The sequence below is a fragment of the Streptomyces sp. NBC_00353 genome, assembly GCF_036108815.1.
Lineage (GTDB): Bacteria > Actinomycetota > Actinomycetes > Streptomycetales > Streptomycetaceae > Streptomyces.
In genome coordinates this window covers 4,492,012-4,518,250 of record NZ_CP107985.1, presented here as the reverse complement: position 1 = coordinate 4,518,250, position 26,239 = coordinate 4,492,012, and the positions used below count along the sequence as shown (strand labels likewise).

Here is a 26,239-nt window from a genome sequence, read left to right as displayed (position 1 = left end):
CCCACGGTCTGCCGGACCCCGTAACCGCACCGCTCAGACCGGAAGACGCCGGAAGAGCGGCCGCGGCACATGGCGCAGCGCCGACATCACGACCCGCAGCGCGCCCGGTACCCACACCGTCTCCGAGCGCCGCCGCAGCCCTGTCACGATCGCGTCCGCGACCGCCTCCGGGGTCGTCGCGAGCCGCGCCCCGGCCACCCCCGCCGTCGTCCTCGACCGTACGAAGCCGGGGCGTACGACCATCACATGCACCCCGGTGCCGTGCAGAGCGTCGCCCAGCCCCTGGGCGAACGCGTCCAGTCCCGCCTTGCTCGATCCGTAGATGAAGTCGGCGCGGCGGGCCCGCTCGCCCGCCACCGAGGACAGCACCACCAGCGATCCGTGACCCTGCTCCTGGAGCGCGCCGGCGCACACCAGGCCGGCGGAGACGGCCCCCGTGTAGTTGGTCTGGGCGACCCGTACCGCGGAGAGCGGCTCCTCCTCGTCGCGCTCCTGGTCCCCGAGGATGCCGAACGCGAGCAGCACCATGTCGATGTCGCCCTCGGTGAAGATCTTGCCGAGGGCGGTCTCATGGGACTCGGAGTCCAGGGCGTCGAAGTCGACGGTACGGACGTACGCGCCCAGGGCGCGCAGTTCCGCCGCGGCCGACTCCAGTCCGGGCGAGGGGCGTCCGGCCAGCCAGACCGTGCGGGTGCGGCGGGCGATCAGACGGCGCGCGGTCGCCAGCCCGATCCGGGACGTGCCACCGAGCAAGAGCAGGGACTGCGGGGCACCGAAGGCGTCCTTCACGAAAACACTCCTAGCGGGGGCGGCGGGCAGCGAGTTGGTGAGAGGGGAGAAGAAGAGCCGGCGGGCGTAGCACGGGTTCAGAGCGCGAGGCGGCGGGAGAGGTCTGAGCGGAACGCCCCGTTCGGGTCCAATTCGGCGCGCAGCGCCAGAAATTCGGGCAGTCGCGGATACATGGCGGCCAGCGTCTCGGGGCGCAGCCTGGAGTCCTTTGCCAGGCAGACGCGGCCGCCCGCCGCTGCCACCTCCTCGTCCAGCTTGTCGAGGAAGCGGGCCAGGCCCGGCAGGGCGGCAGGCAGATCGAGGGCGAGCGTCCAGCCCGGCATCGGGAAGGACAGCCAGCCCGGATCACCGTCCCCGAACCGCTTGAGCACGGCGAGGAACGACGGGCAGCGGCGCTGCGAGATCCGCCGGACGATGCGGCACAGCGCCTCCTCCTGTCCGAGTCCGACGACGAACTGGTACCGCACGAAGCCGCCGCGGCCGTGGACCCGGTTCCAGTGCGGTACGGCGTCCAGCAGGTGGAAGTACGTGGACAGCTTCTGGAGTTCACCGGTGCGGAACTTGGGGGCTCTGCGGTACCAGAGCTCGTTGAACAAGGCGACGGAGGTACGGCCGAGCAGCCTGTCCGGTACGAACGCAGGCGCCGCGGGCAGCCGGCCGGGGCGGAACATGAGCGGTCCGCGCCGGTCGCGCGCCGGGAGCACATGCAGGGGTGCGTGCTCCCCGCGGGTGAGTACGGAGCGCCCGGTCGCCCGGCCGCGGGCGAGGAGGTCGATCCAGGCGGCCGAGTAGCGGTAGCGGTGGTCGGAGGCGGTGAGCCGGGCCATCAAGTCGTCCAGATCGACGGCCCGTTCGGTGTCGACCGACATGAGCGACGTCGCGACGGGGTGGAACTGGAGCGTGGCCGACAGGATCACCCCGGTCAGTCCCAGGCCTCCCGCGGTCGCGTCGAAGAGGTCGGTGCCGGGTCGGACCGTACGGATCGTGCCGTCGGCGGTGAGCAGTTCCATGGCCCGTACGTGTCGGGAGAAGGAGCCGGAGACGTGCTGGTTCCTGCCGTGGATGTCTGCGCCGATCGCGCCGCCCACCGTGACGTAACGGGTCCCCGGGGTCACCGGCACGAACCAGCCGAGCGGCAGCAGCACTTCCATCAGCCGGTGCAGGCTCACGCCCGCGTCGCACACCACCAGGCCGGCTGCGGCGTCGATGGTACGGATCCGGTTCAGCGCGGTCATGTCGAGTACGGAGCCGCCCGCGTTCTGCGCCGCGTCGCCGTAGGCCCGGCCGAGGCCGCGGGCGATGGAACCACGGGGTCCGCAGCCGCGTACCGCGACAGCCGCCTCCTCGTACGTACGGGGGCGGAACCGCAGTGCGGTCGTCGGGGCGGTGCGGCCCCAGCCGGTCAGGGACACGGTGTCGACGGACATGGTGGTGACCGTATCGCCCGGGAAAACACCTTTGAGGGATTTGTTACAACACTCACCGAAATGGGTGGTTGAAAGAGTGTCAGCCATTCAGGATGCGAAACGTCCGCCGCCGACCAGAAGAGTGCAGTGGGGGCCACCCACCGGTTTTTCGCGCCCAGGAGGGTACGCGCACGTCATGGACTGGCTGAAGAAATTCCCCGTCATCGGGCCACTGGTCTCCTGGCTGATGACGACGCACGCCTGGCGCTCGTACGAAAGGCTCGACCGGGTCCACTGGACCAGGCTCGCCGCTGCGATCACCTTCATCAGCTTCCTGGCGCTCTTCCCGCTGATCGCGGTCGCCGCGGCGATCGGCGCCGCGATGCTCTCCACCGAGCAGCTGAACAAGATCGAGGACAAGGTCGCCGAGCAGGTGCCCGGCATCTCCGACCAGCTCGGCATCGCCGGTCTGGTGGCCCACGCGGGGACGGTCGGGCTGGTCGCCGGTGTGCTGCTGCTCTTCACCGGTGTCGGCTGGATCGGTGCGATGCGCGACTGTCTGCGCGCGGTCTGGGAGATGGACGACGTGGACCAGGGCAATCCGGTCGTCCGTAAGCTCAAGGACGCCGGACTGCTGGTCGGCCTCGGCGGAGCGGCGCTCGTCACCCTCGCCGCCTCCACGGCCGGCTCCACCGCGGTCGGCTGGACCGCCCGGCTGGTGGGCATCTCCGACCGCGGGGCCGGCGGGGTGCTGCTGCAGACCGCCGCCCTGCTGGTGGCGGCCCTGGCCGACTTCCTGCTGCTGCTCTATCTGCTGACGCTGCTGCCCGGCGTCAAGCCGCCGCACCGCAGGCTGGTGACCGCCGCGGTGATCGGCGCGATCGGCTTCGAACTCCTCAAGCTGCTGCTCGGCAGCTATATGAAGGGCGTCGCGTCGAAGAGCATGTACGGCGCCTTCGGCGTACCGATCGCCCTCCTGCTGTGGATCAACTTCACCGCGAAACTGCTGCTGTTCTGCGCCGCCTGGACGGCGACGCCGAGCAGGCGGCAGACGAAGGAGGGCGCCGCGGACGTCAGCGGCGAGGAAGGCGGCGCACCAGGTCCGGCAGCGGCCAGCGCCGGTTGACCAGGAACACCCCGCCGGCCAGCAGCGCCAGGACCCCGCCGACGATCCCGAGCGCGATCCCGACCCCGCTGGAGCCCGCACCGGCCGCGGCCGCCTTGGTGGTGCCCGAACCGTGCTTGCCCTTGTTCGCCGCGCCGTTGGCGCCCGCCGTGCCCTGTCCGCCGCCCGATTCCATGCCCTTGCCGGTTCCGGTCTGCGCGGACTTCGGGGGGACCAGTTCGCCGACCGGGGTCACCTTGCCGGCCGCGTCGAAGCCCCAGTCGAGCAGGCTCGCGGCCTCCTTGTAGACGGCGTGCCTCTCGTCGGACTTCGGGTTCATGACGGTGACGAGCAGCACCTTGCCGTTGCGCTCGGCGACGCCGGTGAAGGTGTTGCCCGCGTGCGTGGTGTAGCCGTTCTTGACGCCCGCGATGCCCTTGTACGGCTCGACGCCGACGTCGCCGGTGAGCAGCCGGTTGGTGTTCTGGATCTGGAAGGCCTCGCGCTTCTTGCCGGCCTTCTTCTCGCCGGGGAATTCGGCCGTGGCAGTCGAGCAGTACTCGCGGAAGTCCTCCTTCTGCAGTCCGCTGCGGGCGAACAGCGTGAGGTCGTACGCGCTGGAGACCTGGCCCGGGGCGTCGTAGCCGTCGGGCGACACGACGTGCGTGTCGAGGGCCTGCAACTCCTCGGCGTGCTCCTGCATGGCGGTGACGGTCCTGGGGACGCCGCCGTACATCGAGGACAGCACATGCACCGCGTCGTTGCCGGAGCGCAGGAAGACGCCGAGCCACAGGTCGTGGACCGTGTACGTCAGGCGCTCCTTGACGCCGACCAGGCTGCTGCCCTCACCGACGTCGGCGAGATCCTTGTTCGTCACCTTGTGCTTCAGGGTCTTCGGCTGGAGCTCGGGCGCGTCCATGACCGTGTCCGCGAACAGCATCTTCAGCGTGGAAGCCGGGGGCAGCCGCCAGTGCGAGTTGTGCGAGGCGAGCACCTCGCCGCTCTCCGCGTCCGCGACGATCCAGGACCGTCCGGTGAGGTCCTTCGGCAGCACCGGGGCGTCCGGCCCCAGTTCGACCTGGGTGCCGACGAGACCGAGCCGGCTGCCGCCGACCTTCGACATCGGGGCGGTCGGCTTCGGGTCGTCTGTGGTGTCCTTGCCGACCGCTGACGCGGGGCCGACGACAAAGGTGGACAGCAGGACGGCAGAGGTGACCGTCAGCGCGGTCTTTTTCAGAGCAGGCACGGTCGGAAACGTACAGGCTGATGATGTGGAGGGGGATGCGGACCGCCGGACCGGCCAACCGGACCGCCGGGACAGCCCACCCCGAGCGCCCCGGCCGGAGCGCGGTGGCGATACTGGATTCATGAAGCTCACCCGTCCCGTCTCCTGGTTCCTGCTCGCCTTCGGGGTGTGGAGCTGGTGCATTTGGGTCACTTTCGCCAAAAATCTATGGAAAGACGGCAGTGGACTTGCCTTCGACGACGCGGGTGACCCGACTGCGTACTTCTGGGTGCATCTGCTGCTCGCCATCACGTCCTTTCTTCTGGGGACGGCGGTCGGCGTGATCGGGTTGCGCGGACTCAGGGCTCTGCGCCGCGAACGTGCATAACCGGCCGCGCGGCGACCGGACATAGGCGTACGAAACACAGGCGTGCGGAACCGGAGTGGGAGCGCAAGTGGCACTGGTCTTCGTTCTGGCGGCGGTCGCGGTCCTCGCGCTGCTGGCCGGCGTGCACCGCTATGTGTGGCGTCGTTTTGTCGGCGACACGACGGCGCCGGGCAGCGCGCTGCGCCGGGCGGGCACCGTGGCGGTCTGGCTGCTGCCGCTGCTGAGCATCGGCGCTCTGGTCTCCGGGCGTGCGGGCGCGCCGTTCTGGCTGCAGCAGACGCTGGCCTGGCCGGGCTATCTCTGGCTGGCGGCGCTCCTGTATCTGACGCCGGCTCTGCTGGTGGGCGAGGCGGTGCGGCCGGTTCTGCGGTGGGTGCTCGCGCGCCGCGCGACGGATGGCAGTGCGGCCGGCAGGACCGGTGCCGCTGTCGGCAGCGATGCGGCTGATATGGGCTCATCTCCGGCTGAAGCGCCCGCGAGTGGGACCCCTGCGGCCCCGGCCACCCTGGTCGTCGAAGCCCCCGCCCCGCCGTCGGCGGCCACCCACCCGTCCCGTCGCCTGTTCGTGGCGCGGGCCGTAGGGGGCGCTGCCGCCGTCGCCGGTCTCGGTACCGTCGGATACGGCACGTTCGGCGTGCTCCGCGGCCCGCGCGTCAAGCGGGTCACCGTCCCGCTCGCCAAACTGCCCCGGTCAGCGCACGGCTTCCGGATCGCCGTCGTCAGCGACATCCATCTCGGCCCCATCCTGGGCCGCGCCCACACCCAGCGGATCGTCGACACGATCAACCGGACCCAGCCCGATCTGATCGCTGTCGTCGGCGATCTCATCGACGGAACCGTCGCCGACCTCGGACCGGCTGCCGAACCGCTGGCGGGCCTGACTGCCCGTCATGGGGCGTTCTTCGTCACCGGAAATCACGAGTACTTCTCCGGTGCGGCCCAATGGATTGATCACGTAAGGGAATTGGGGCTTCACCCACTGGAGAACGCACGGGTCGAGATGGACGGCTTCGATCTGGCCGGGGTCAACGACATTGCCGGGGAGAGCGAGGGGCAGGGCCCCGATTTCGAGCGCGCCCTCGGTGACCGGGACCGTACCCGCGCCTCCGTCCTCCTCGCCCACCAGCCCGTCGTCATCGACGACGCGGTCGCGCACGGGGTGGACCTCCAGCTCTCCGGCCACACCCACGGCGGCCAGCTCTGGCCGGGCAACTACCTCGCCGAACTGGCCAACCCGACGGTTGCCGGGCTCGAACGCTACGGCGACACCCAGTTGTACGTCTCGCGGGGCGCGGGCGCCTGGGGTCCGCCGGTGCGGGTCGGCGCCCCCTCCGACATCACCGTCGTGCAGCTCGCTTCCCGACAGGCGTAGTCGCGGCCCCTGCACAACCTCACAGCACCTCCACCTTTTTCGGCCGTTCGGCCCGCTGGAGGTTTCAACTGCCAAAGAATTGGCTAACAGGTACGGATTTCCTCTTCCAGATGTGAAAATCGTGTGATTGGGTGAGTTCGAGCATGTGGTGATGTGCGTTTCTGAGCACATCTGCCCGGGTGGGGCTGGTAAGGGAGAGCACGGCAATGCGGTCGATCCGGGTACGGATTCTCGCGATTCTCGCGGTTTTGGTCATCGCAGGCGTCGGCGCCTGGCAGTTGCTTCCCTCGGACGAGGTGAAGAAGGATCCGATCACGGTCGGCACGACGGACGAGGTGACCTCACTCGACCCCGCCGGCGCCTACGACGCCGGTTCCTGGGCGATGTACAGCAATATCTACCAGTCCCTCATGACGTTCAAGTCCGGGGCGATCGTCCCCGAGCCGGACGCCGCCGAGAGCTGTGGGTTCATCGGCCAGAAGCTGCAGACGTACCAGTGCAAGCTGCGTGACGATCTGACCTTCGCCAGCGGCCGGAAGGTCACCGCCGCCGATGTGGAGTACTCCATCGAGCGCATGATCAGGATCAAGACGGACGTCGGCCCCTCGGTGCTGTTCCCCAGCCTGAAGAACGTGGTGTCCGAAGGCCGCACGATCACCTTCAACCTCTCCTCGCGCGACGCGACCTTCCCGCAGAAGCTCGCCACCGGGGCCGGTTCGATCGTCGACCGCGACCAGTACCCGGCGGACAAGCTCCGCACCGGAAACCTGGTCGACGGTTCGGGGCCGTACATCCTGAAGTCGTACGAGCCGGGCATCAAGGCCGAGCTGGTCCCGAACCCCAAGTACAAGGGCGCGCTGAAGGAGACCGGGGTCCCGGTCGACGTCCGCTACTACAAGCAGTCGGACGATCTCCTGGCGGCCTGGAAGTCCAAGCAAATCGATGTGACGCACCGGCAGCTGCCGCCCGCCACGCTCGCCGACCTCGACCCCGGCGACCCCGACCTGCACATCACCGAGGCGGACAGCGCCGAGATCCGCAACATGGTCTTCAACGTGCGCCCCGGGGCCCCGCTCGCCAACAAGAAGGTCCGGCAGGCCATCGCGTCGATCATCGACCGCGGACCGCTGGTGACCGACGTCTACAAGGGCACCGTCGAGCCGCTCTACTCGCTGATCCCGCAGGGCTACATCGGGCACAGCACGCCGTTCTTCGACGACTACCCGACGCCCGACCCGGCGCGCGCCAGGAAGCTGATGGAGGAGGCCGGGGTGCAGATCCCGCTGCACATCAACTTCGCCTACCGCGCCGACGACGCGTACACCAAGGAGACCGCCGAGCTGCGCCGCCAGCTGGAGGCGAACGGACTGTTCAAGGTCTCGGTCAAGGCCGTGGAATGGCAGGAGTTCCAGAAGGGGTACGCGGCGGGCAAGTACGACGCGTACACCGTCGGATGGCTGCCCGACTACCCGGACCCCGACACCTTCAGCCAGCCGCTCGTCGGCCGCGACACCAGCCTTCACAACGGCTACACCAGCAAGCGGATGGACCAGCTCATCTCGGCCACGCTGCAGTACAGCGACCGCAGCCGCACCGCGGGGGACTTCAAGGACCTTCAGGCCCTGGTCGGCGAGGACGTGCCGCTGGTACCGCTGTGGCAGAAGAAGGACTACGTCGTCAGCACGACCGAAGTCTCCGGCTCGCAGTACCTGTCGGACGGCACGGGCATCTGGCGGCTGTGGGAACTCAACTGGATCTAGTCCCGGGTTCCGCGGCCGGTTGCCCGGCCGTCGTCCCGGGCAGGAACTCCGACAGTACGTCGTGGACCTGACGCACGAGCGGTCGCAGCACCCGGAACCGGGAGAGCGCGATCGCTCGTGCGCCGATCGGGGCGGTGCGTTCGACGAGACGGCGGCTGCGCTCGGCGCCCTCCGTCCGGTCGTACACCCAGAACAGCACCAGACCCATCTGTATCAGCCACATCAACTGCGGCAGCTCTTCCGCCATGTCGGGGTCGGTCTTGGTGCTGGAGCCGACCAGGCACCGTTCGTGAATGGAGATCGCCGCCTCCCGGGCTGCGACCGACTCCTTCGAAAACGGGGAGAGCGGGCTTTCCGGGTCGGCGGCGTTCTTGAAGAACTGGGCGGCGAAGCGGTGGTACGGCTCGGCCACGTCGAGCCAGCTGAGCAGCACCCCGCGGATGCGTACGGCCAGGTCCTTGTCGCCGGCCAGGACCGGCTGGACCGCCGCCTCGTGCTCGGCGGCGAGCCGGTCGTAGAAGCCCTGGACGAGGTGTTCCTTGCCGGCGAAGTAGTAGTAGGCGTTTCCGACGGAGACCCCGGCCTCCTGCGCGATGGCCCGCATCGTCGTCTTGTCGTAACCGCGTTCCTCGAAGAGCCGGAGCGCAGTTTCTAGGATGAGTGTGCGGGTCTGCTCGCTCTTGGGAGCCTTGACTTCCTTCACGTCCTTCACTTCCTTCACCACGCCCCCGAGGGTATCCGCCCGGACCGGTGGATGCGTCCCTAGCCTTCGAGGTCCGGGACCTGGCAGGCCTCGTCCCCGGGCCCGCAGGGGGCGGCCGTCACCGACCGGTACTTCGCGGCGGCCAGCACCGATGCCCGGGCGAACGGCAGGCCTGCCGGGGTGGCCAGCCAGTGGGCCTTGGGCCGGTGTTCGGCCAGCGCCCAGAGACAGACGATCCAGGCGGAGGTCCCGCGGTAGATCTGCCCCCGGTCGCCGATCACGGTGATCTCGGAGAGCGTCTCCGCGTGGTCGAGTCCGGGGAAGCGGCGCCGCGCCTCCTCGGAGGCCGCCGGGACGAGATCGAGCGGGACGAGCTGACGCTGCTTCATCAGCCAGTGGCGCACATGGACGCAGAGCGAGCACTGCGCGTCGTAGAGCACGGTGAGCCGTTCGACGGGCGTCAGCCGCCCGTCGAACGGGGCCGTGACCTGACCGGTCACCGGCCGGTGGCGGGTGCGGCCCACGGGCCTTGGCCGGTGGGGCCCGTCCAGCCCTGCGGCGGTACGGGCGGGGTCTGCTTGCGCTCCATCAGACCGCGGCGGCGGATCTTGTTGAGTACGTAGACGTTTCCGAGGTGCATGACTCCGAGGACGAGCAGGACGACGCCGACCTTCACCGAGAGTGCCTCGAAGAGCCCGCGGGCGTCGGCGACCCCGTCGGAGTTCTTCAGGTAGAGGGTGACGAAGCCCAGGTTGACCAGGTAGAAGCCGACCACCAGCAGGTGGTTGACGGCGTCGGCGAGCTTTTCGTTCCCGTGCAGGACGTCGGCGAGGAAGACCTTGCCGTTGCGGCTCAGTGTGCGGGCGACCCAGACGGTGAGCGCCACGCTGATCAGCAGGTAGATGACGTACGCGACAACAGTGAGGTCCATGCCCCACCCTCCCTTGAACGCGTTCAAAAGCTGTTGTCATGGACTGTAGACCTGTATTTGAACATGTTCAAGCCGGTACTCCGGGGTGGTCCTCCCGCGTGGTCCCGGACTTCGTGGCCGGCGCCCTGAAGTGCCGTACGCCCGGTACCGCCGCGGTCGCCAGACAGGCTGCGCCGACCGCCACCGCGGCTACGGCGAGCGGGACTTCGGCCCCCCAGGCCGAGGCGGCGAGCGGGGCCAGGGCGTAGCCGAGCGGCATCGCGGCGAGGGAGAGCAGCCAGTCGTACGACGTCACGCGGGCCAGTGCGTGCGCGGGCACCGCGGACTGGACCGAGGTCTCCCAGACCGGGCCGAGGAAGCCGAGGCCCGCCTGTGCGATGCCGTACGCGGCGATGGTCGCTGCAGCCGGCGCGCCCGCCGCGAGAAGGCCGAGCGGGAGCGCGTAGGTGGCGAGTCCCAGGTTGGCGACCAGGACCGGGCGGCGCGGGCGGGCGCGGCCGGCCAGCAGTGAGCCGAGCAGCAGGCCGATCGCACCGGTCTGGAGCAGGGCGATCCAGACGGTCTTGCCGCCCATCTCCCGTACGGCGAGGGCCGGGCCCAGGGTCATCAGCACGGCCGCCGCGCCGTTCCAGGCGGCGTGGGCGATCAGGCTCGTCCAGTACCAGTCGCGGCTGCGGACCTCGCTCCAGCCCTCCTTGAGGTCGCTGAGCACCGATCGGCGCGGGATCGGCACGTGTCGGACCTTGGTGGCGGACAGCAGTGCGGCGCTCACCGCGAAGCTCGCGCCGTCCAGCACGAAGGCCCAGCCCGGGCCGGCGGTGAGGATCAGGGTTCCCCCGAGGGCGGGGCCGGCCACCCGGGTCGCACTGTTCACGACGGCCATCAGGGAGTTGGCGCGCAGGAGTCCCGACGCTTCCACGGTGCCGATGATCAGCGGCGACGCGGTCGGCATGGCGAACGCGCTCGCCGCCCCGCCGATCGCCTCGGCAACGGCGATCTGCCACAGCTGGGGCGCGCCGCCGAGCAGCTCCAGCCCGACGAAGAGCTGGGTCGCGCACCGTACGAGATCGGTGGTGAGCGCGACCGTGCGGGCGTTGAAGCGGTCGCCGACGACGCCGCCGAGCGGCAGCAGGATCAGCTTGGGCACCATCGCGCACGCCAGGACCAGGGCGAGGGCGGCGGTCGAGCCGGTGGCCAGATAGACGGCGAGCGAGAGCGCGGTGGGAATGGCGGCGTCGCCGAGGAGGGAGAGAGTGCGTCCGATGAAGAGCAGGCGGAAAGCGCGCGTGCGCAGGGGATGCGGCATGCGCAGGAATCTATTTCGGCGCCGAACTATTCGTCAACGAAATATCTGTTACCGAAGTATGTCGAGGCTCCGGGCGTACCCTTTTCTCATGGAGCGAAGCGACTGGACCGACGGACATGTGGAGCGGTGGAAGCCGGTGCTTCCCGACCTCGATCCCGATGTCGAGGGTGCGGTGACCCGTATGAAGAAGCTCTCCGTCCATCTGCGCCGGGTACGCGAACAGTCCCTGGTCGACTTCGATCTGGACCGCCAGGAGTTCGACACGCTCCACAAGCTCGCCGGACGCGGTGGAAGGGCGGCCCCCTCCGAGCTCGCCGCCGACCTCGACCTGGCCCCCGCATCCGTCACCGGCCGGCTGGACGCGCTCGAACGGCGCGGCTTCGTCCGCCGTACGCCGTCGACCACGGACCGGCGACGGGTCAACGTGGAGCTCACCGAGGAGGGACGCTCGACCTGGCTCGGCGCGATGGACTTCCTCGGCCACGAGGAGTACCGGCTGCTCGGCGTCCTCGACCGGGACGAACGCACCCTGCTCAACGACATGTTGCGGCGCATCATGGTCGTCGCGGAGGACCGGGACGGCGCCCCGTGGGACTGAGTGCCGCCGGGGCCCGCACTGACTGAACGGCCCTGCTCCGCAACGCCGGAAGGGGCGTTGCCGGCGCCCGGCCCCGCCCCCGTTCCGCCGCCCGGCCACTGGCCGTCAGATGCTCAGCGAACGCGCCGTGTTGATCTGGGCCATCACCATCTGGAAGGTCTCCGGGCCCGTCGCCGCGATCATCGTCGAATGGTGCCGGCCGCCGCTGGTCACCGAGACCTGGATGAAGCCGGTCGTCTTCTTCTCCTTCATCAGGAGGAAGAGCAGCCCGATCAGGCAGAGCAGCGCGAAGATGATTGCGAGCACGATCGCGACCGTCGGGATCTTCTCCTCTGTGCGCGACATGTCGGTGGCCGTCCACACCGCGCCCTTGAGGGGCATCGTGCCGGACGGCGTCACGATCGAGTCGTTCATGACGGTGATGTCGCCGAACGACAGCATCGGCGCACCGCCGCCGGCCCCCGGGCCCTGCTGCGGCGGGAAGCCGTAACCGGGCAGGGGCGGCTGGTTCGCGTTCGGGTAGCCGTAACCGGGGCCCTGCTGGGCCGCGGGGTCGGGCAGCTGCTGCGGGTAGCCGTACGTCGGCGTGCCCGGGCCCGGCGTGCCCGCACCCGGGTAGCCGTACCCCTGGGCGTCCGGGACGGTGGGCGGATTGCCCGGCTGCTGAGGAGGTCCCCACTTGCCTGAGTCGTCCGCGTACGGATTCGGATCGCTCAACGTTCCCCGCTCTCGATCAAGCTTGTGCGCCCCGCGCCTTGCTGCGCCGGGGGCGGCGAACCGGTGTACGGTTCCGCACGACCGTACCGTCAAGCCCCGAAGAGCGCAGCAAGAGGCCCCGCTTCCCGCGGCGTTGGCGCGGGAAAACGGGGCCTCCAGTGCAACCGGCGTAGCGGGAGGGTCAGAAGCGACGCGTGATCAGGGCGCGCTTCACTTCCTGGATCGCCTTGGTGACCTCGATGCCACGCGGGCACGCGTCCGTGCAGTTGAAGGTGGTGCGGCAACGCCACACACCGTCACGGTCGTTGAGGATCTCCAGGCGCTGCTCGCCGCCCTCGTCACGCGAGTCGAAGATGAAGCGGTGCGCGTTGACGATCGCCGCCGGGCCGAAGTACTGGCCGTCGTTCCAGAAGACCGGGCACGACGAGGTGCACGCGGCGCACAGGATGCACTTGGTGGTGTCGTCGAACCGCTCGCGGTCCTCGGCGGACTGCAGACGCTCGCGCGTCGGCTCGTTCCCCTTGGTGATGAGGAACGGCATGACATCGCGGTAGGCCTGGAAGAACGGGTCCATGTCGACCACGAGGTCCTTGAGGACCGTGAGGCCCTTTATGGCCTCGACCGTGATCGGCTTCTCCGGGTTGATGTCCTTGATCAGCGTCTTGCAGGCGAGCCTGTTCTTGCCGTTGATCCGCATCGCGTCGGAGCCGCAGATGCCGTGCGCGCAGGAGCGACGGAAGGTCAGCGTGCCGTCGACGTCCCACTTGATCTTGTGAAGGGCGTCGAGAACACGCTCCTTCGGGTCGATCTCGATCTGGAAGTCCTGCCACTGGGCCTCGTCGGAGACCTCGGGGTTGAAGCGGCGGATCCGGAAGGTGACCGTGATGTACGGGGAGGCGGCGGACTCCGCCTCCACCTTGTCCAAAGTCGGGGTTGCCATCAGTACTTACGCTCCATCGGCTGGTAGCGGGTCTGGACGACCGGCTTGTAGTCGAGCCGGATCGACTCGGTGCCGTCGTCGGCGACCTCGCGGTACGCCATGGTGTGGCGCATGAAGTTGACGTCGTCGCGGTTCGGGTAGTCCTCGCGGTAGTGACCGCCGCGGGACTCCTTGCGGGCCAGCGCGGAGGTCGCCATGACCTCGGCCAGGTCGAGCAGGTTGCCCAGCTCGATGGCCTCCAGGAGGTCCGTGTTGAACCGCTTGCCCTTGTCCTGGATGGACACGTTCAGGTAGCGCTTGCGCAGCTCGGCGATCTTGTCGACGGCCGTCTTGATGGTCTGCTCGGTACGGAACACCATCACATTGGCGTCCATGCACTCCTGCAGCTCCAGACGGAGCGTCGCGACCCGCTCGGTGCCCGTCGAATTGCGCAGTCGCTCGACCTGGTCGATGACCAGCTGCGCCGGGTTCTCGGGAAGCTCGACGAAGTCGTTCTTCGCGGAGTACTCGGCGGCGGCGATGCCCGACCGGCGTCCGAAGACGTTGATGTCGAGCAGCGAGTTGGTGCCGAGACGGTTGGCGCCGTGCACGGAGACACACGCGACCTCGCCGGCGGCGTACAGGCCCGGGACGACGGTGGTGTTGTCGGCCAGCACCTCGCCCTGGACGTTGGTCGGGATGCCACCCATGGCGTAGTGCGCGGTCGGCTGGATCGGGATCGGGTCCGTGTAGGGCTCGATGCCGAGGTACGTACGCGCGAACTCGGTGATGTCCGGGAGCTTCGCGTCCAGCTGCTCCGGCGGCAGGTGCGTGAGGTCGAGGTAGACGTGGTCGCCCTCGGGACCGCAGCCGCGGCCCTCACGGATCTCCGTGTAGATGGAGCGGGACACGACGTCACGGGACGCGAGGTCCTTCATGACGGGCGCGTACTTCTCCATGAAGCGCTCGCCGTCCTTGTTGCGGAGGATGCCGCCCTCACCACGGGCGCCCTCCGTCAGCAGGATGCCCATGCGCCAGATGCCCGTCGGGTGGAACTGGAAGAACTCCATGTCCTCCAGCGGCAGACCGCGGCGGTACGCGGCGGCCTGGCCGTCACCGGTCAGGGTGTGGGCGTTCGACGTCACCTTGAAGAACTTGCCGGTGCCGCCGGAGGCGAAGATGATCGCCTTCGCCTGGAAGACGTGGATCTCGCCGGTCGCCAGCTCGTACGCGACGACGCCTGCGGACTTCTTCAGCCCGGTCTCGGGGTCCTCCTGCAGCAGCAGGTCCAGGACGTAGAACTCGTTGAAGAACTCCACGCCCTCCTTGACGCAGTTCTGGTACAGCGTCTGGAGGATCATGTGGCCGGTGCGGTCCGAGGCGTAGCAGGACCGGCGGACCGGGGCCTCGCCGTGGTTACGGCTGTGGCCGCCGAAGCGACGCTGGTCGATCTTGCCCTCGGGCGTGCGGTTGAACGGCAGGCCCATCTTCTCCAGGTCGAGAACGGAGTCGATGGCCTCCTTCGCCAGGATCTCGGCGGCGTCCTGGTCGACCAGGTAGTCGCCACCCTTGATCGTGTCGAAGGTGTGCCACTCCCAGTTGTCCTCTTCCACGTTGGCGAGCGCGGCGGCCATGCCGCCCTGCGCGGCGCCCGTGTGGGAGCGGGTCGGGTAGAGCTTCGTGAGCACGGCGGTACGGCTGCGCTTCGTCGACTCGATGGCCGCGCGCATGCCGGCGCCGCCGGCGCCGACGATGACGGTGTCGTACTTGTGGATCTGCATGATTTCCTCTGGTCCCTCTGGCCCGGCGCCTAGCGGATGTTCGGGTCGAAGGTGAAGATCACCAGCGTGCCCAGCAGGACGGTGAACACCGTGGCGGTGTACAGGAGCATCTTCAGCCAGAAGCGGGTGTTGTCCCGTTCGGCGTAGTCGTTGATGACCGTACGGAGGCCGTTGGCGCCGTGGAGCATGGCCAGCCACAGCATCGCCAGGTCCCAGACCTGCCAGAACGGCGAGGCCCAGCGGCCCGCCACGAAGGCGAAGCCGATCTTGGAGACGCCACCGTCCAGCACGAGCTGGATCAGCAGGTGGCCGATGACCAGGACGACAAGAACGATGCCCGACAGGCGCATGAAGAGCCAGGCGTACATCTCGAAGTTGGTGCGCGAAGCCTTGGGGCTCTTGCCCGTCCGCTTGCGCGGGGGCTCGATGACCGGGGCCGGGTGGTCGACGTCGTAGAGGCTGACGCCTTCGACGGAGCCGATCGCGGCGGAGGACTCGGTGGACATTGGCCTCAGCTCCCGAAGACTTCGCGTACGGCGTGGCCGAGGACGGGGTACAGGGCCCCGACCATCAGCACGACCCAGATACCCACGGCGGACCAGAGCATCTGCTTCTGGTAGCGCGGGCCCTTGGCCCAGAAGTCCACGGCGACGATGCGGAGACCGTTCAGCGCGTGGAAGAGAATGGCGGCCACCAGGCCGTATTCGAGGAGCGCGACGATCGGCGTCTTGTACGTGGCCACGACGTCGTCGTAGGCCTCGGGGGAGACGCGGACGAGAGCGGTGTCCAGGACGTGTACGAACAGGAAGAAGAAAATGAGGACACCGGTGACTCGATGAGCCACCCAGGACCACATGCCTTCCCGGCCGCGGTACAGCGTTCCAGCCGGCACGGAAGAACCCTCCGGGAGCGGGGATTGGGGTCGGCCGGCTTGACTGTCGGTCTGACCCGGCCGGGTACGGTCCACCGGCCCCGGCCATCGTAGCGACGGTTTGTCGGTTCGTTCGCGCGGGGGCCTCTGGTGTGATCAAAGTGGCAATCAAACAGGCACGGACGGGCTAGGGCCTCTCGTTTGGATCATGCTGGGCTCGCGGGGCCCGGCACGCACATCTGCCGCGTTGTCGTCAGTTTTCCCCAAGCTCTCGGCTTCGCTCGAGCAGGGGAGACCCCATTCGCTCCGCGTGGGCTCCTTCCTCCGCCTTGCAGCTGCACGCGCCAGACCCCGCTCCCTGATCCAGCCTGATCCAAACGAAAGACCTCAGGGGTGTCCGGCTTTCAGGGCGTGTCCGCCGGGTCCTTGTCCGTCATCAGCTCGATGATGCGGCCCCGTGCCAGTCTGCGCATCTCGTCCGCCGTGACCACCCGCTCCTCGTCCAGGTCGTGGCCCAGCCTGGCCCGGATGCCGGCCAGCACCTGGTCCGGGTGCTCGGAGGGCAGGAAGCCGTCCAGGCAGATCACGAAGACATGGCCGAAGCGGCACTCGTACGCGGCATGCGCGGCGCTCAGCGCGAGATGCGCGGACGGGGGTGCGGCGTGGTGCAATCCGGGGGAGTCCTCGGCGGCGAGTGCCTCGGCGAGATCGGCCGGGTCCAGGTCGTATCCCGCCTCGTCGGCGGCGGCGAGCAACGCGCCCAGATCGGGAAACGGACGGTGGGCGGCCAGCCGCTGTGCCCAGCGGTGGCTGCCGCAGCAGCCGAGCAGGGCGGCTTCGGCGGTGGCGGGCGATGCGGTGTTGAACCGGTCGAGGCCGCGGGAGGGGGCGCTGACCCGTGCCGGGGCCGGACGGCAGTTCTGGACGGGCACGGCGGGCCGGACGTCGTGTTGTGGCGGTGGTTCGGGGAGGCCGGCGTGGGACTCGCTGGGCCTGGACAGCGTGGGCTCCTCGGATCATCGGCATCTGTGACCCTGGCGTGGTGGGACGAGAGAGACCAGGGGGACGCAGGGTGAGGGAGAGATGAATGTGGTCCAACGCTAGCGAGCGGGGGTAACGACCGTCCGACGGATGCGCGAATATCACCCGGAAGTGAGAGTTTCGGAACGTCCGATGGACGAATCTCCGGGGAGAATGCCCGGCTATCTCCATGCTTTTGCCCTATTGCCCCTATACCGGAGGTTTCTGACCGATGTCGCTCTCACGCGGTGCGCTCGTGGCCGGAGCTGCCCTCACTGCGGCGGCCGCGGTGACGATCACCGTCGTCGTCTGGCCGGATGTGTCCGACACCGGACGCCAAGAGGGGACGGCCGGGGCCAGCACGCCCTCGCACGCGTCCCCTTCGCCGACCCGTAGCTACCCGCTCTCCGTCGCACCCCGCACCATCCCCGCCGTACGTGAACACATCCCGGCCCGGGGCCCCGGCTGGCGGCCGGGGCCGACCAGCGCCGTCGTGATCGGCGACGGCAGCGGGGGACTCGCGGACGAGGCGCAGCTGCTCGCCAAGGAGCTGAAGATCAGTTACCGGGGTGCCGTCCCCGCCCGCGCGGGCGATGTCGAGCTGGCCCTCGGAACCCCCGGCAAGGGCGCCCCCGAGTCGTACACCCTGAGGACCCACGACGGGCGGGTCACCATCACCGGCCCCGACCAGGCGGGCGTCTTCTACGGAACCCGCACCCTCAAACAGGCGCTGCGCGCCGACGGCACCATGCCCGAGGGGGAGGTGCGCGACCGCCCCGACCGGCCGCAGCGCGGGCTCAACCTCGACATCGCGCGCAAGTACTACAGCGTGGGCTGGATCGAGGACCGGCTGCGCGAGATGGCCGACCTCAAGCTCAACCAGCTGGGCCTGCACTTCTCCGACGACCAGGCATTCCGGATCCAGTCGGACACCCACCCCGAGGTGGTGTCGCCCGAACATCTCACCAAGGCGGAGGTCCGTCAGATCCTCGCCCTCGCAGGCCGGCTGCACATCGATGTGGTCCCCGAGATCGACTCCCCGGGCCATCTCGGCGCCGTCCTGCGCGCCCACCCCGAACTCCAGCTGCGCAACACGGCGGGCGTGGCCTCGACCGGGTCGATCGACATCTCCCGTCCCGACGCGGCGAAACTCATCGACCAGCTGATCGGCGAGTTCGCGGATCTATTCGGCGGTAGGTACTGGCATCTCGGCGGTGACGAATACCGCGCGCTGACGGTCCAGAACCCCGCCGCCTCGTACCCGCAGCTGCAGCGTGCCGCCCAGCTGAAGTACGGCGCGGCGGCCGGCATCAAGGACCTCGCCACCGGATGGCTCAACGACCGGGCGGCGGTGGTGCGCCCGCACGGCCTGCAGCCGAAGGCCTGGAACGACGGCTTCTTCCGCGGCGGCATCGTCCGGGCCGACAAGGGCATCGAGGTCGAGTACTGGACGGGCAAGGAGTACGGCGCACGGCCGCCGGAGGAGTACCTGAGCGAGGGCCGCCGGGTGGTGAACCTCAACGACGAGTTCCTCTACTACGTGCTCGGCCAGCCCAATCAGTTCGTCTACCCGACGGGGAAGCGGATCTACGAGCTGTGGACGCCGCTCGTCCTGCGCGGCACCCAGCCGGTCCCGGCCCGTTATTCGAGCCAGATTCTGGGCGGCCGGTTCGCGGTCTGGGGCGACCTGCCACAGGCACAGACGCCGGCGCAGGTGGCGGCGGGTATCCGGATGCCGCTGCGGGCCACGGCCCAGAAACTCTGGGATCCGAGGAAGCCGGCGCTGAGCTGGAGTCAGTTCCAGGCGCTCGCCGGGACGATCGACAAGTCGGGCTGAGTGGGCCGTACCGGATCTCGATGGACATCACGGTGGGCCGGGGCTAGATTCCGCTTGCCGCGCGCTCCGGGGGTGGAGCCGCGCGTTCTTGCGAGAAGGATTCAGAATCCCGGGGGGTCCACTTCATGCTGTGCTCAACCTGCCGCATCAGACCGCCGGTCACCGCGGAGGGGCTCTGCATCCTGTGCGCCGGCCCTGCCGGGGCGTCGGCGCCGATGCCTGCGGCTCCGTCCTTCGCGTCGCCGCAGCAGCTGCTGCGCTCACCCGACGGGCTCGCGAAGGCCGTCGTCATCCTGCTCGTGGTCACCGCCGCGGCCGACCTGCTCGCCGTGCTCGCGGGGCTGAACATCCGCAGCCTGCTCGGCGATGCGCTGGACAGCGGCCTGGCGACGCTCGACGACGCCGAGGCGGATCGCGCCGACAACCTGTATGCGGCCTCAGGGGTCCTTCAAGCCCTGGTGATGCTGGCCACCGGCGTCGTCTTCATCCTCTGGTTCCGGCGGGTGCGGCTGAACGCCGAGGTGTTCGACGCGAGCATGCAGCAGATGAAGCCCGGATGGGCGGTCGGCGCATGGTTCGTCCCGGTCGCCAACCTGGTGCTGCCGCGTCGGATCGCGGGCGGCATCTGGACCGCGAGCGCCCAGACCCACACCGACGGCAGCTGGCGCACGGTTTCCGTGGCCCCGGTCAATCTGTGGTGGGGGGCATGGGTCTGCTCGTGGGTCTTCTCCCGGTACGCCTCCCAGCAGTACATGAAGGCAGAGGAGGCGCAGGAGGTCATGGACGCGGCCGGCCGGATGCTGGCAGCCGATGCGTTCGACATCGTGGCCGCGGTGTTCGCGATCCTCTTCGTGCGCAAACTGACCCGGATGCAGGGGGAGCGGGCGGCTCTGGGCGTGTATCCGCTCAGCTGAGGACGGACCCGCTGAGCCTCAGCGGGGGGACGAACCCCCGTTGGGGTGCGATTTCAGACTCCAGCAGTGACGATTTTGAGCCATTCGACGCTGAAAGCGGTATGCGGCAACGGGAAGCGCCGCGTCCCCGTGCGGACCCGTACGGGGACAGGCCGACGGGGGAGAAGCCGATGAGCCTGCTGGAACTGATCGCCACCGCGGACGAGCGGGCACTGGTCGCGAGCGGAACCGCCTGCCTCGACCGATGCCTGCCGCAGCCCGCGGAGGGCGCCGACCCCGACCCCCTGCGTCCGCTCTGGGCGGCCTGCGCCAACGGCGACGAATGGCCGGACCGCCTGGCTGAGGCCCGCGCGGCGCTGAACGACGTGCCCTCCGGGGTGGACGGGGCGATACCGGCGATACGAAAGCTGCTCGGTGAAGCGCCTGCGGAGCGGACGGATCCGGGGCTGCGGGCGTGGGCGGACGCCTGCTCCCTCCTGGCCCTGGAGGTCCACCTCGGGCAGGACGCGACACCCGCTGCCGGGGACGATCTGCTGCGGCGCTGCCGCGAGGACGGTCCGACGGAGGCCGGGCCGCTGGTCACCGGGGAGGTGCGCCGGCAGATCCGGATCCTGGAGATGCTGGCGGAGTCCGCGGGGGCGGGGCTGCGTCAGGTGCTTGACGTCTCGACCGAGGGGCAGCGCGTGCTCCGTGCGGCGACGTCGCGGCGGGCGCGCGGGCGCGGGTCGGCGTGATCGAACCCGTTCGGGCGGCGGAGTGCCTGAAATGCTCGGGAAGTTGACGAGGACGACCGGGGCCGCCACCCCCCACAGGAGAGGCCCCGGTCGTCTTCCGCGGGGCCGCATGGCGACCCCGTACTCATCTCAGCGCCGCGACTGCGTTTTCTGTCACACCGCACGGTGTCCGTGAAATGTTGCGGGTTGTACAAGTCATGGACGTGGCCCCCGCGAAGGACGTAGCGTGCTGAGTCGCGCAGGGTGGCGCGGCAGTGGTGACCAGCTGCGATTCAGGACAGCAGGGCAGGTTGAGGGAGTGCTGGGGGACGACGCGGAGCTGACCGCCGCGGTGCTCGCGGCACAGGACGGGGACGAAGACGCCTTCCGTACTGTGTACCGCGCAGTGCAGCCGCGGCTGCTGGGTTATATACGGACGTTGGTGGGGGAGCCGGACGCCGAGGACGTGGCGTCCGAGTCCTGGCTGCAGATCGCGCGGGACCTCGACCGGTTCAGCGGCGACGCCGACCGGTTCCGGGGGTGGGCGGCGCGCATAGCCCGTAACCGCGCCCTCGATCATCTGCGGATGCGCGGCAGGCGCCCCGCGGTCGGCGGCGACGAGACGGAGCTGTCCGAGAAGCCGGCCGAGTCCGACACCGCCGACGAGGCGATCGAGGCCCTGGCCACCGGTCGCACCATGTCCCTCATCGCCCAGCTGCCGCAGGACCAGGCCGAGGCCGTCGTGCTTCGTGTGGTGGTCGGCCTGGATGCGAAGAGTGCGGCGCAGACGCTCGGCAAGCGGCCGGGGGCGGTACGTACGGCTGCGCACCGCGGGCTGAAACGGCTGGCGGAACTGCTCCATGCGGACAGCGAGACCGGCACGAACGGCGACGGGCGCGGCGTTTCCCACCCGCACGGGAGCGCGGCAGGTCAGGTGGCGGAGCTCGATGCCGTACCCGCGCAGCGCGTCTCGCGCACCGGACTGACGGCGTCCGCCGGTGTGACGCATTCGCGTCCGTGGACGCAGAGGAACATGTGATGGCCGACGAACAGCACGAATGGCTTGACAAGGACGCGGCGGAGAGATTGCTCCGCGGCGAACCGGTCGATCCCGTCGACGGCCACGCGCGTACCGAGGCCGTACGGCTCATGGCCGCGCTGGCCGCCGCCGCCCGCGAAGCCCGGCCGGCCACCGACGAACTGCCGGGTGAGGCCGCCGCCCTGGCCGCCTTCCGCGCGGTCCCGCGCGCCACCCGTACGCGGGAACGGTCCGAAACGCGGGCGGCGCAGCCGACGGGGCACGCCACGCGGAGTAGCGAGCCGGGGCAGCCGACGGGGCACGCCACGCAGAGCAGCGAGCCGGAGCAGATGGGGCAGCCGGGACGAGGTGTGCATCCGGGGCTGCCCGAGATGCTCGGAGCGATCCGTATCGGCCCTGCCTCCTCCGCCCCATTCTCCTCGTCCTCCTCCGGTGGTGGCATGCGTTCACGGCGCTGGAGACGGCCCCTCCGCTTCGGGCTTGCCGCTTCCCTCGCGGGCTGCGCGCTCGGCGGGGTCGCCGTCGCCGCGGGTACGGGCGTGCTTCCGGGCCCGTTCGGCGGGCACGCCAACCCGCTGCCCGCCTCCTCCGTGTCGGCGCCCGCCTCCCCGGGGGAGCTGGGATCCGGGCCCACGTCCGACAGGACGCCCGTCCCGCCGCAGGCTTCCCCGGGCCCGGACACCTCCCCGGACCCCGCCGGCCCGTCCGCTCCCGGCGACGGAACCCGCAAGGGCGACGGCGGTGTGAACGGCCGGGACGGTCGGGACGGCACGGACGGCAAGGACGGCGGTTACGGGGACGACGTCGACGCCGCCCCCCGTTCCGCTGACGGGACCGCCCGCGACAGCACCTCCGGCGGCGGCCAGGGCGGCACGTCCGGCAAATGGCTGGGCCGGACCGTCAGGGCCTGCCGCGACTACCGCGAGGGCGATCTCGACGCCGACCGCAGGCGGCGCCTCGTAGCGATGGCCAGGGGCGCCGGCAACCTGGACCGGTTCTGCAAGCGCGTCCTGGAGCAAGCCGACGGCGACGGCGGTGACGCACAACAGGGCAGCGGCAGCGGATCCGACGAGGGCACGGGCAACGACGGTCCGGACGCGGTCCGGTCACTCTGGTTCAAACCCGCCACTACGCCGCCGTCGGGCCCCGCGCTCTCGGCCGTCCCGGGCACCACTGCGTCCACTCGCTGAGCCGCGCCGGCCGCTCCGCTGCCACCGGGTGTGACATTTTCCGGGCCGTCGGCGCAGTACTGAGTGAGCCGACTGGTCATCGGCAGCGCACAGAGCCGGGGTTCCCCCCGTACCTTCGGCTCAGCGCACCTGGCGCGGGCGGGACACGTTCCCCCGGTCCCGCCCGCGCCCCCTTTCTTTCTTCGCCCTCACCAGTAGATGACGACCTTGTCGCCGGTGCGGACCTGGTCGAAGAGTGCGGCGATCTTCCCCTCGTCCCGGACGTTCACACACCCGTGCGAGGCCCCGCTGTAGCCTCGGGCCGCGAAGTCCGCCGAGTAGTGCACGGCTTGGCCGCCGCTGAAGAACATCGCGTACGGCATGGCCGTGTGGTAGATCGTCGACACATGGTGCCGGGACTTCCAGTAGATCGAGAAGGTGCCGTCGCGGGTCGGCGTGTACTGCGAGCCGAACCGTACGTCCATCGCCGAGACGACCTGGCCGTCGATCATCCAGGCCAGGGTCTGGCTGTTCTTGCTGATGCAGAGCACCCGGCCGGTCAGGCAGCGCTTGTCGGGCTTGGCGACGGGGCGGGAGGTCGGCGGGTTCAGCTCGGCGGCCGTCGGCGTCCGGGTCATGGCGAGCAGCTTCTGCCAGGTGAGCGTGTCCGTCCGGCCCGTCCGGGACAGTCCGCGCTTGCCCTGGAAGGACTGCACGGCGGCGACGGTGAGGGTGCCGTAGTAGCCGGTGGGGGTCCGGCCGAAGTGGCCGATCTGACGGAGCCGGGCCTGCAGGTCCCGTACCTGCTTGCCCTGGGATCCGGTCGCCATCAGTGTCTTCGCCTGCGGGGCGGGCTTCGGCGTGGCGGACGTCGTCGGTGAGGCCGCCGGTTTCGAGGCAGTCGTGGCGGGCTTGGCGTCGTCGGTCGCCGGGGCGGAGTTCTTCGGCGGTGACGACGTGGCTGCCGGGGACCCGTTGGCGGGCTGCGCCCGGCAGCCCGCGGTGGTGACGGTCAGCGCGAGGACTGCGACGGCGGCCACCGCCGCACCGCCCGGGTGCCTTGCTCTCCGGCCTGTCGTTCCTGCACTGTGCCCGGTTCTTTGTGCCATCCTCGGCCACCTGCTTCCTTCGGTATCCCTTAGGACGAATTCCCGTTCTGCCCGGTTGCCAAAGCCCGCGCATGATGGTGAATGCGGTGGGGAAGCCCGTAGGACGCACCTTGTGAGCAAGGTCCCAGCCTGTGCCTCTCCACCGGTCGCACGCCCACCGCTACAGTCCGTCGCGAGGGTCGTTGGTTACCAGCAAGTAGCTCCAGCGGGAGGCACAGCAGATGACGCGCGAGTCGGAGTCGGGACTGCCCATCGAGCCGGTGTACGGGCCGGACGCACTCGACGGATGGAACGCCGACGACAAACTGGGCGAGCCGGGCGCCTACCCCTTCACCCGTGGTGTCTATCCGTCGATGTACACGGGCCGACCGTGGACGATGCGTCAGTACGCCGGGTTCGGCACGGCCTCCGAATCGAACGCCCGCTACAAGCAGCTGATCGCCAACGGCACGATGGGCCTGTCCGTCGCCTTCGACCTGCCCACCCAGATGGGCCATGACTCCGACGCGCCGATCGCGTCCGGAGAGGTCGGCAAGGTCGGGGTGGCGATCGACTCGGTCGAGGACATGCGGGTCCTGTTCGGCGGGATCCCGCTCGACAAGGTCTCCACCTCGATGACGATCAACGCGCCCGCCGCGCTGCTCCTCCTCATGTACCAGCTGGTCGGTGAGGAGCAGGGCGTTCCGGCCGACCGGCTGACCGGCACCATCCAGAACGATGTCCTGAAGGAGTACATCGCCCGCGGCACGTACATCTTCCCGCCCAAGCCCTCGCTGCGGCTGATCGCCGACATCTTCAAGTACTGCAAGGCCGAGATCCCGAAGTGGAACACCATCTCGATCTCCGGCTACCACATGGCGGAGGCCGGTGCCTCGCCCGCGCAGGAAATCGCGTTCACCCTCGCGGACGGCATCGAGTACGTCCGTACCGCCGTCGCGGCCGGCATGGACGTCGACGACTTCGCCCCCCGCCTCTCCTTCTTCTTCGTCGCCCGTACGACGATCCTCGAAGAAGTCGCCAAGTTCCGCGCCGCCCGCCGGATCTGGGCCCGGGTGATGAGGGAGGAGTTCGGTGCGAAGAACCCCAAGTCGCTGATGCTGCGCTTCCACACCCAGACCGCGGGCGTCCAGCTGACCGCCCAGCAGCCAGAGGTCAACCTGGTGCGCGTCGCCGTCCAGGGGCTCGGCGCGGTTCTCGGCGGTACGCAGTCGCTGCACACCAACTCGTTCGACGAAGCGATCGCGCTGCCGACCGACAAGTCCGCGCGGCTGGCCCTGCGCACCCAGCAGGTCCTGGCGTACGAGACGGACATCACGGCCACCGTCGACCCGTTCGCCGGTTCGTACGTCGTCGAATCGATGACGGATGCCGTCGAGGCCGAGGCCAGGGACCTCATGCTCAAGGTCGAGGACATGGGTGGGGCGGTCAACGCGATCGAGCGCGGCTTCCAGAAGAGCGAGATCGAGCGCAGCGCCTACCGGATCGCCCAGGAGACGGACAGCGGGGAGCGCGTCGTCGTCGGCGTCAACCGCTTCCAGCTCGACGAGGAGGAGCCGTACGAACCGCTCCGCGTCGACCCGGCGATCGAGGCCCAGCAGGCGGCCCGGCTGGCGAAGCTGCGGGCCGAGCGCGACCAGGGGGCGGTCGACGAGGCGTTGGGCCGGCTGAAGAAGGCGGCAGAGGGGACGGACAACGTCCTCTACCCGATGAAGGACGCACTGGCGGCGCGGGCGACGGTCGGCGAGGTGTGCAACGCGCTGCGGGAGGTGTGGGGGACGTACGTGCCGACGGACGCGTTCTGATCCACCCCGAGGGTCACCGGGCGGGAATACCACCCGGGAGGAGTGTCGTACCCGCGTGCGACACTCCTTTTCATGCTGGGTGTCACTGATCTTCCGACCTACCTCGTCGGCCTCGTGCTGATCGTTCTGCTGCCGGGGCCGAATTCGCTGTACGTGCTCTCCGTCGCAGCCCGCCGCGGTGTGCGGACCGGGTATGTGGCGGCGGCCGGTGTGTGGACCGGTGACACGGTGCTGATGACGCTGTCCGCGCTCGGCGCCGCCTCCCTGCTGCAGACCACGCCGGTGCTCTTCGCCATCGTCAAGTACGCGGGCGCGGGCTATCTGACCTGGCTGGCGATCGGCATGCTGCGGGCCGCGGCGTCCATGTGGCGCGAGCGGCACCGGCAGATCGCCGAGCTGACCGACGACGCGGCCGGACCGGGCGGGGCGAGGACGGCGGCCGGGGCGGCGGAGCGGCCGTACCGGCGGGCGTTGGTGGTGAGCCTCTTCAACCCGAAGGCGATCCTGTTCCTGATCTCCTTCTTCGTGCAGTTCGTCGACCCCGGGTACGCCTATCCGGCGCTGTCCTTCCTGCTGCTGGGCACGCTGCTGCAGATCGCCAGCTTCCTCTACCTGTCGACGCTGATATTCGGCGGCACCCGGCTGTCCGCCGCGTTCCGCCGCCGCAAGCGGCTGTCGGCGGGCGCGACTTCGGCTGCCGGTGTGCTGTTCCTCGGTTTCGCGGCGAAGCTCTCGCTCAGCAGCGTGTGAGGTGGGTGGCCCGGC

General features: G+C 69.6%; 26 protein-coding genes. 12 read left to right on the top strand and 14 right to left on the bottom strand.

The genetic code is table 11. The features are described 5' to 3' along the window. Positions 1-33: 33 nt before the first annotated feature. Positions 34-789, bottom strand: a complete 756-nt coding sequence (locus tag OHA88_RS20300) for a decaprenylphospho-beta-D-erythro-pentofuranosid-2-ulose 2-reductase (protein WP_326605376.1) — start codon at positions 787-789, stop codon at positions 34-36. Between the two features lie 77 nt (positions 790-866). Beyond that, the gene (locus tag OHA88_RS20295) at positions 867-2,216 is read right to left on the bottom strand and encodes an FAD-binding oxidoreductase (protein ID WP_328626575.1); all 1,350 of its coding nucleotides are present in this window, start codon (positions 2,214-2,216) and stop codon (positions 867-869) included. A 175-nt stretch (positions 2,217-2,391) separates the two neighbouring features. Here OHA88_RS20295 and OHA88_RS20290 point away from each other — a divergent pair, with 175 nt between their 5' ends. Then, positions 2,392-3,321: a YihY/virulence factor BrkB family protein gene (locus OHA88_RS20290; protein ID WP_328626574.1), complete on the top strand. Its 930-nt coding sequence runs from the start codon at positions 2,392-2,394 to the stop codon at positions 3,319-3,321. Here the strand turns inward: OHA88_RS20290 and OHA88_RS20285 are convergent. After that, positions 3,269-4,546 (bottom strand): D-alanyl-D-alanine carboxypeptidase family protein, encoded by a 1,278-nt coding sequence (locus OHA88_RS20285; RefSeq protein WP_328626573.1) that lies wholly within the window; start codon positions 4,544-4,546, stop codon positions 3,269-3,271. The two genes, OHA88_RS20290 and OHA88_RS20285, sit on opposite strands and share 53 nt — an antisense overlap. A gap of 121 nt (positions 4,547-4,667) precedes the next feature. Between OHA88_RS20285 and OHA88_RS20280 the strand changes: the two genes are divergently transcribed. The 3 genes from OHA88_RS20280 (at position 4,668) to OHA88_RS20270 (ending at position 8,045) form a co-directional block, all read left to right on the top strand. Next, positions 4,668-4,913 carry an SCO4848 family membrane protein gene (locus tag OHA88_RS20280; RefSeq protein WP_030969050.1) on the top strand — a complete coding sequence of 82 codons (246 nt, stop codon included), beginning with the start codon at positions 4,668-4,670 and terminating at the stop codon, positions 4,911-4,913. 73 nt (positions 4,914-4,986) lie between these two features. Next, positions 4,987-6,285, top strand: a complete 1,299-nt coding sequence (locus OHA88_RS20275) for a metallophosphoesterase (RefSeq protein ID WP_328629743.1) — start codon at positions 4,987-4,989, stop codon at positions 6,283-6,285. A 206-nt stretch (positions 6,286-6,491) separates the two neighbouring features. Next, positions 6,492-8,045: an ABC transporter substrate-binding protein gene (locus OHA88_RS20270; protein WP_328626572.1), complete on the top strand. Its 1,554-nt coding sequence runs from the start codon at positions 6,492-6,494 to the stop codon at positions 8,043-8,045. Here the strand turns inward: OHA88_RS20270 and OHA88_RS20265 are convergent. The 4 genes from OHA88_RS20265 to OHA88_RS20250 form a co-directional block, all read right to left on the bottom strand. Further along, on the bottom strand, positions 8,032-8,769 hold the full coding sequence (locus OHA88_RS20265; RefSeq protein ID WP_267002768.1) for a TetR family transcriptional regulator: 738 nt from the start codon (positions 8,767-8,769) through the stop codon (positions 8,032-8,034). The two genes, OHA88_RS20270 and OHA88_RS20265, sit on opposite strands and share 14 nt — an antisense overlap. A gap of 38 nt (positions 8,770-8,807) precedes the next feature. Further along, entirely contained in the window at positions 8,808-9,248 is a 441-nt protein-coding gene (locus OHA88_RS20260) for a thiol-disulfide oxidoreductase DCC family protein (RefSeq protein ID WP_326605380.1), read from the bottom strand. Continuing rightward, positions 9,245-9,679: a hypothetical protein gene (locus OHA88_RS20255; protein ID WP_326627919.1), complete on the bottom strand. Its 435-nt coding sequence runs from the start codon at positions 9,677-9,679 to the stop codon at positions 9,245-9,247. The genes OHA88_RS20260 and OHA88_RS20255 overlap by 4 nt, the downstream gene beginning before the upstream one ends. Positions 9,680-9,746: 67 nt before the next feature. Further along, positions 9,747-10,985, bottom strand: coding sequence for an MFS transporter (locus OHA88_RS20250; RefSeq protein WP_328626571.1), 1,239 nt, complete (start codon positions 10,983-10,985; stop codon positions 9,747-9,749). A gap of 88 nt (positions 10,986-11,073) precedes the next feature. Between OHA88_RS20250 and OHA88_RS20245 the strand changes: the two genes are divergently transcribed. Then, positions 11,074-11,583 carry a MarR family winged helix-turn-helix transcriptional regulator gene (locus tag OHA88_RS20245; RefSeq protein ID WP_326605383.1) on the top strand — a complete coding sequence of 170 codons (510 nt, stop codon included), beginning with the start codon at positions 11,074-11,076 and terminating at the stop codon, positions 11,581-11,583. Between the two features lie 105 nt (positions 11,584-11,688). Here OHA88_RS20245 and OHA88_RS20240 read toward each other — a convergent pair whose 3' ends face one another. The 6 genes from OHA88_RS20240 to OHA88_RS20215 form a co-directional block, all read right to left on the bottom strand. Next, complete coding sequence (locus tag OHA88_RS20240) at positions 11,689-12,300, bottom strand: hypothetical protein (protein ID WP_328626570.1); 612 nt, start codon at positions 12,298-12,300, stop codon at positions 11,689-11,691. Positions 12,301-12,481: 181 nt separating this feature from the next. After that, positions 12,482-13,240: a succinate dehydrogenase iron-sulfur subunit gene (locus tag OHA88_RS20235; RefSeq protein ID WP_030914518.1), complete on the bottom strand. Its 759-nt coding sequence runs from the start codon at positions 13,238-13,240 to the stop codon at positions 12,482-12,484. Beyond that, on the bottom strand, positions 13,240-15,000 hold the full coding sequence (gene sdhA / locus OHA88_RS20230; protein WP_267002757.1) for a succinate dehydrogenase flavoprotein subunit: 1,761 nt from the start codon (positions 14,998-15,000) through the stop codon (positions 13,240-13,242). Before sdhA ends, OHA88_RS20235 begins: the two co-directional genes overlap by 1 nt. 29 nt (positions 15,001-15,029) lie before the next feature. Continuing rightward, entirely contained in the window at positions 15,030-15,506 is a 477-nt protein-coding gene (locus OHA88_RS20225) for a succinate dehydrogenase hydrophobic membrane anchor subunit (protein WP_030914525.1), read from the bottom strand. Between the two features lie 5 nt (positions 15,507-15,511). Then, entirely contained in the window at positions 15,512-15,892 is a 381-nt protein-coding gene (sdhC, locus tag OHA88_RS20220) for a succinate dehydrogenase, cytochrome b556 subunit (protein WP_078852596.1), read from the bottom strand. Positions 15,893-16,275: 383 nt separating this feature from the next. Further along, positions 16,276-16,803 carry a 2-oxo-4-hydroxy-4-carboxy-5-ureidoimidazoline decarboxylase gene (locus OHA88_RS20215; protein WP_328626569.1) on the bottom strand — a complete coding sequence of 176 codons (528 nt, stop codon included), beginning with the start codon at positions 16,801-16,803 and terminating at the stop codon, positions 16,276-16,278. A 320-nt stretch (positions 16,804-17,123) separates the two neighbouring features. On the opposite strand from OHA88_RS20215, the gene OHA88_RS20210 reads away from it, so the two are divergent. From OHA88_RS20210 to OHA88_RS20190, 5 genes are all read left to right on the top strand, one after another. Further along, a complete protein-coding gene (locus OHA88_RS20210; RefSeq protein ID WP_328626568.1) occupies positions 17,124-18,728 on the top strand; it encodes a family 20 glycosylhydrolase in 1,605 nt (534 codons plus the stop codon). A gap of 215 nt (positions 18,729-18,943) precedes the next feature. Beyond that, entirely contained in the window at positions 18,944-19,642 is a 699-nt protein-coding gene (locus tag OHA88_RS20205; protein ID WP_328626567.1) for a DUF4328 domain-containing protein, read from the top strand. Between the two features lie 170 nt (positions 19,643-19,812). After that, complete coding sequence (locus OHA88_RS20200) at positions 19,813-20,376, top strand: hypothetical protein (protein ID WP_328626566.1); 564 nt, start codon at positions 19,813-19,815, stop codon at positions 20,374-20,376. Between the two features lie 298 nt (positions 20,377-20,674). Then, the gene (locus OHA88_RS20195; protein ID WP_267002739.1) at positions 20,675-21,394 is read left to right on the top strand and encodes an RNA polymerase sigma factor; all 720 of its coding nucleotides are present in this window, start codon (positions 20,675-20,677) and stop codon (positions 21,392-21,394) included. After that, on the top strand, positions 21,394-22,584 hold the full coding sequence (locus tag OHA88_RS20190) for a hypothetical protein (RefSeq protein WP_328626565.1): 1,191 nt from the start codon (positions 21,394-21,396) through the stop codon (positions 22,582-22,584). Before OHA88_RS20195 ends, OHA88_RS20190 begins: the two co-directional genes overlap by 1 nt. 188 nt (positions 22,585-22,772) lie before the next feature. Here OHA88_RS20190 and OHA88_RS20185 read toward each other — a convergent pair whose 3' ends face one another. Next, positions 22,773-23,672, bottom strand: a complete 900-nt coding sequence (locus tag OHA88_RS20185) for a L,D-transpeptidase family protein (RefSeq protein ID WP_443044257.1) — start codon at positions 23,670-23,672, stop codon at positions 22,773-22,775. A 221-nt stretch (positions 23,673-23,893) separates the two neighbouring features. Between OHA88_RS20185 and OHA88_RS20180 the strand changes: the two genes are divergently transcribed. Further along, a complete protein-coding gene (locus OHA88_RS20180; protein ID WP_328626563.1) occupies positions 23,894-25,474 on the top strand; it encodes an acyl-CoA mutase large subunit family protein in 1,581 nt (526 codons plus the stop codon). Positions 25,475-25,546: 72 nt separating this feature from the next. Further along, positions 25,547-26,224, top strand: a complete 678-nt coding sequence (gene leuE, locus OHA88_RS20175) for a leucine efflux protein LeuE (protein WP_328626562.1) — start codon at positions 25,547-25,549, stop codon at positions 26,222-26,224. The last annotated feature ends 15 nt before the right edge of the window (positions 26,225-26,239 follow it).